This window comes from uncultured Methanobrevibacter sp. (genome assembly GCF_900316895.1).
Classification (GTDB): Archaea; Methanobacteriota; Methanobacteria; order Methanobacteriales; family Methanobacteriaceae; genus Methanocatella.
In genome coordinates this window covers 1-5132 of the sequence record NZ_ONER01000132.1, presented here as the reverse complement: position 1 = coordinate 5132, position 5132 = coordinate 1, and the positions used below count along the sequence as shown (strand labels likewise).

4 protein-coding genes and 1 pseudogene are annotated in these 5132 nt (G+C 38.0%); all 5 read left to right on the top strand.

What is annotated here, in order from left to right:
• On the top strand, positions 1-1183 hold a 1183-nt coding region (locus QZN27_RS09640; RefSeq protein ID WP_296786968.1), incomplete at its 5' end, for an aminoacetone oxidase family FAD-binding enzyme.
• A gap of 78 nt (positions 1184-1261) precedes the next feature.
• Positions 1262-1788 (top strand): annotated as a pseudogene (locus tag QZN27_RS09635) (precorrin-8X methylmutase).
• A gap of 9 nt (positions 1789-1797) precedes the next feature.
• Entirely contained in the window at positions 1798-3072 is a 1275-nt protein-coding gene (gene hemL, locus QZN27_RS09630; protein WP_296786966.1) for a glutamate-1-semialdehyde 2,1-aminomutase, read from the top strand.
• Positions 3073-3077: 5 nt separating this feature from the next.
• A complete protein-coding gene (locus tag QZN27_RS09625) occupies positions 3078-3503 on the top strand; it encodes a signal peptidase I (protein WP_296786963.1) in 426 nt (141 codons plus the stop codon).
• Between the two features lie 19 nt (positions 3504-3522).
• The coding region (gene argS / locus QZN27_RS09620) for an arginine--tRNA ligase (RefSeq protein ID WP_296786961.1) at positions 3523-5132 on the top strand (1610 nt) is incomplete at its 3' end.

The window sequence follows — 5132 nt, the reverse complement described above, 5'->3', positions numbered from 1 at the left end:
ATACGATATAGCTATTATTGGTGGAGGTCCTGCAGGAATCATGGCAGCTATTGCCGCAAGCAGGACTTCACGTGTAATTTTGCTTGAAAAGAATCCGTCTTTAGGCCGTAAGCTGCTGATGACAGGCGGAGGAAGATGCAACATTACCAACGACAAGCCAATAAAACAGCTATTAACTTTTTTTAACAACAAGAATTTTTTAAAACACTCTTTTTATACATTTACCAATGACGATCTGTTTTCTTTGTTTGATTTCGGATTTATCGAAGAGGATGACAATAGGATTTTTCCCGAAACCGAAAGGTCAAGTGATGTCTTAAAGGGTCTAACTGATAAGTTGGAGAATGTGGTAATAAGTTATAACTTTGAAGTAAAGACAATTACAGAAGATTTCCTCATAAATGATTCTATAAAAGCAGACAAGATTATCATAGCTACAGGTGGCGTCACTTATCCTCAAACAGGTTGCAGCATTGGAAATTACTCATTGACTTCTCAACCTATAACTGATATTAAATATGGTTTATCTCCATTAATCACCGAAAAGGACCTTTCTTCTATTGCCGGTGTAACCATAAATGATGTTGTTATAAGTTATAAGAAAAATAAAGTTAGAGGCAATGTTTTATTTTCCCACAAAGGTTTAACCGGACCGGGAATTATCAACTTGAGTAATGAAATCTCTGAAGTTATAAGTTATAACTTATTGTATGAGGAACCTGATTTGGATTTGGAAATTGCAATTGATTTATGTCCCGACTTTTCACGTGAGCAGCTGCAGGATAAATTTGCAAACGATTTTCAGGCTAAAGGAAAAACCCATATAAAGAATTATCTGAAATTGTTTTTAGTGAATAGTTTTATAAAATACTTTTTGAATGAAATTAATTTGGATGGAAATCTTGAATTATCCAGGATCAATAAAAAAACTAAAAATCGCTTGATTGAAAATTTGAAGAGATTCACCTTTGAAATCAGTGGTTTTAATCATGATTTGTCTAAAGTCACTATTGGTGGAATTGATACATCCTATATTAATTCTAAAACAATGGAATCAACCCTGACACCAGGTCTTTACTTTGCAGGGGAAGTTCTAGATTTGCATGGTCCAACTGGCGGTTATAATTTGAAAATCGCATTTTCCACCGGATTTTTGGCTGGTTTATCAGCTGGTAAAAAATAATTTTGACATTTTTTGATTTTTGAGATTTTCTTTTGATAAACAAAATATTTAACATATATTTAATATAAATCTAACATTATGACAGACAAAATGTTCATGGGTGCATCAACTAAGCAAGGTTTGGATATTGCAAACAAAAGTCGTGAAATTATCCGTGGCCTTATTGGTGAAGATGTCAAAGATTTACAACCTATAGAAAGAGACATCGTTGAGAGAATCGTTCACTCAACTGCAGACCCCGAGTATGCAAAATTGGTGAAAATCAGTCCCGATTTTGTAGATGCAGCTATGGCTTCCCTAAAAAATAAGGAAACCATTTTAACCGATATCAATATGGTTAAATATGGTATCACAAGATATGAAGGGGAAGTTGAGTGGTCGTTTCAGGTAACGCTCCAACTGCTGTTTTTGAAGCTATGGATTTATATGCTAAAGGTGAAATGAATCTTAAGGCAATTGTCGGAGTTCCTGTTGGTTTTGTAGGTGCGGCTGATTCAAAAGAAGCCCTACATAATTCAGATATTCCAAATATCATTGTTGAAGGACCAAAAGGTGGAACACCAATTGCAGTAGCATGCGTAAACTCATTAATACAACATTTGTAGTGTGATAAAATGTATTCAGAAGAATTGTTCAATGAATCAAAAAAATATTTCCCTGGTGGAGTAAATTCACCGGTCAGAGCTTTCAAACCTTATCCGTTTTTCGTTAAAAGTGCGGGAGGATCTAAACTTACAGATGAGGATGGTCAAACCTATATTGACTATTGTCTGGCTTATGGGCCTTTGATATTGGGCCATGCTAATCCTAAGGTTGTAAGGGAAGTTTCCAACCAATTAACAATCGGTACCGCTTACGGTACACCAACAGAAAACGAAATCAAACTGGCAAAAGAGGTTATTGACAGAATTCCTTGCGCTGAAATGGTAAGGTTTTGTAACAGTGGTACTGAAGCCACAATGAGCGCAATCAGGCTTGCAAGAGGCTTTACCGGAAGGGACAAAATAGTCAAATTTGAAGGTGCCTATCATGGGGCACATGATTATGTGTTAGTTAAGGGCGGTTCCGGAGCCGCAACATTGCCTGATTCTCCGGGAATACCTGAAGACACCACCAAAAATACCTTATCCGTTCCGTTCAATGATGAGGAAGCCCTGACAGATTTGATTGAAAAAGAAGGAGAAAACATTGCATGTATCATTATGGAAGTAGTAATGGGCAATGTCGGTTGTATCGAACCTAAACCTGGATTTTTAGAGTTTATAAGAAAAATCACAGAGGAAAACAATATCATTTTAATATTTGATGAAGTAATAACCGGTTTTAGAGCATCCCGTGGGGGGGCACAGCAATATTATGGAGTCACTCCCGACCTGACCACTCTTGGTAAAATCGTCGGTGGAGGCCTTCCAATGGGTGCATTCTGCGGTAAGAAAGAGATAATGGAAATGATTGCACCGCAGGGTCCGGTCTATCAGGCAGGAACATTTTCCGGAAACCCTATTTCAGTTCAGGCGGGACTTTCCACCATGGCACAATTGGATGATGCATTCTATAAGGAACTTGAAAGAAAAGGAAACTTCCTTAGAGGAAATATCGCTTCCATCATTGATGAGCAAGGATATAACGTCCAGCCGGTAGGACTTGCTTCAATGTTTCAAATTTATTTCAATCCTGCACCGGTTAACAATTATGCCGATGCACAGGAATCCGACAGGAAGAAATTCCTCAGATACTTTAAAACTTTATTGAAGGAAGGTGTTTTCATACCGCCTTCACAATTCGAATGTAATTTTATTTCAAATGCTCATAGTATGGAGGATTTACAAAAAACTTCTGATGCTATTGAATTGGCACTTGAAGCTGCATTTAAGAAAAGAAGAAGGTAATATAAATGGAAATTGATTACAAAGAAATTCTATCATATGCAATAATTCTTATAATTGTTTTAATTGCCGCCCAACACTTGAATGTTGTTGTTTCAGGAAGTATGGAACCTGCATTCTATAGGGGAGATATTGTGCTTGTTGAAAAGGCAAATTTCTTCGGCATACATGAATTTGACCCTAACAGTGTTGAAGTTGGGGATGTCGTTGTTTATAATGCAGCATGGTATGACCAGCCGGTGATTCATAGAATTATTAATATTACGGATATCAACGGAAGTACGATGTATGTCATTAAGGGGGATAATAATGACCGGCCTGACCCTTATTATGTTAAAGCAGACCAAATTAGAGAGAAAGTTGTTACATTTGGGGATAATCTGGTCGTCATTCCAAAAATTGGATATCTGTCCCTCTGGTTAAGAGGTTTATGATTATTATTTAGGTGAGTTAATGTATTTTGAAATTGAAAAACAAGCTATTGATGCCATTAACAAGGCATTGGATCAGTATGATGTGGAAATTGACAGGAATTTTAAATTGAGTTTTCCTCCAAATCCGAAATTGGGGGATCTTGCAAGTACCATTGCATTTGAACTTACTAAAAAGTTGAGGACTTCACCTCCTGAAGTGGCAGCAGGTTTGGTTGAAAAGATTGAAGTTCCTGAAATTTTCTCTAAAGTTCAGAACTTCGGACCTTACGTTAATTTCTTCATAGATTATGATGTGTTCTCAAGAATGATGCTGGAAAAGGTCGATGACAATTACGGTCAGCTTCCGGCATATGATGAGAAAATCGTTTTGGAACACACTTCAGCTAATCCGAACGGACCATTGCATATCGGACATATCAGAAACTCCATTTTTGGAGATTCACTTGCAAGGCTTTTAAGATTGGCCGGAAGGGATGTCACAACCCAGTATTATGTTAATGATATGGGTAGACAGATTGCAATCATCGTCTGCGGCATAACCGAGTGCGGATTAAAGATTGAGGACTATGATGGGGAAAAGGTTGACCACAAGGTCGGAAAGCTATACTTTGATGCCAACAAGGCTGTCGAAGAGGATGAAAAATTACAAGCTAAGGTAGATGAGGCTAAGGTAGATGAGCTGATTCAAAAATATGAAGAAGGTTCCGACGATGAATTAAATGCAATATTCGAGCAAGTAGTTTCAACCTGTATCTCTGGAATGAAGGAGTCACTTCAAAGAATGAATATAATTCATGATGATTTCGTATGGGAAGGACAGTTTGTAAGAAGCGGCGAAGTCGATGAGCTGGTCCACTACATTCAAAGGGAAGGATTCACCCGTGAGGATGATGTATTATACATTGACCTGACTGACTTCAACATCGAAAAGGAATTCGTTTTAAGACGTTCAAACGGTACCTCTCTTTACTCTACACGTGATTTGGCATATCATAAATACAAAGCCACCTTAGGCGATACAGTACTTGACATCTTAGGCTCAGACCATAAACTGGCGGCAGAACAAATCAGAGTAATATTTGAGGAAATATTCAGGCAAACACCTCCTGAAGTAATCTTTTATGAATTCATCTCACTTCCTGAAGGTTCAATGTCAACCCGTAAAGGCAAATTCGTATCCGTAGATGAACTCATAGATGAAGCAGTTTTAAGGGCAACCAATGAGATTAAATCAAGGAACCCTGACTTGACAGATGATGAAATTGCACCGATGGCTGAAGAAATCGGTATTGGTGCCATAAGGTTCTTCATTGCAAAACTGTCTCCGGAAAAACCTATAATATTCAAATGGGATGAGGCATTAAGCTTTGAGAGAGGCTGCGCTTCAATCCAGTACGCTCATGCAAGGGCATGCAAACTGCTTGCAAAATCAGGTAAGGATGTCAGCTCCCTAAAAGTTGATGATGAATGGGTGCCTGACGATGCGGAACAGGATTTAATAAGGCAAATCGCAAAATTCCCACAGGTTGTTGAAGAAAGTGCAAACAAAAAGAGAGTTCATGGTATTGCACAATACTGTCATGACCTGGCCGGTTCATTCAACAAGTTCTACAAATCAGAACAGGTCAT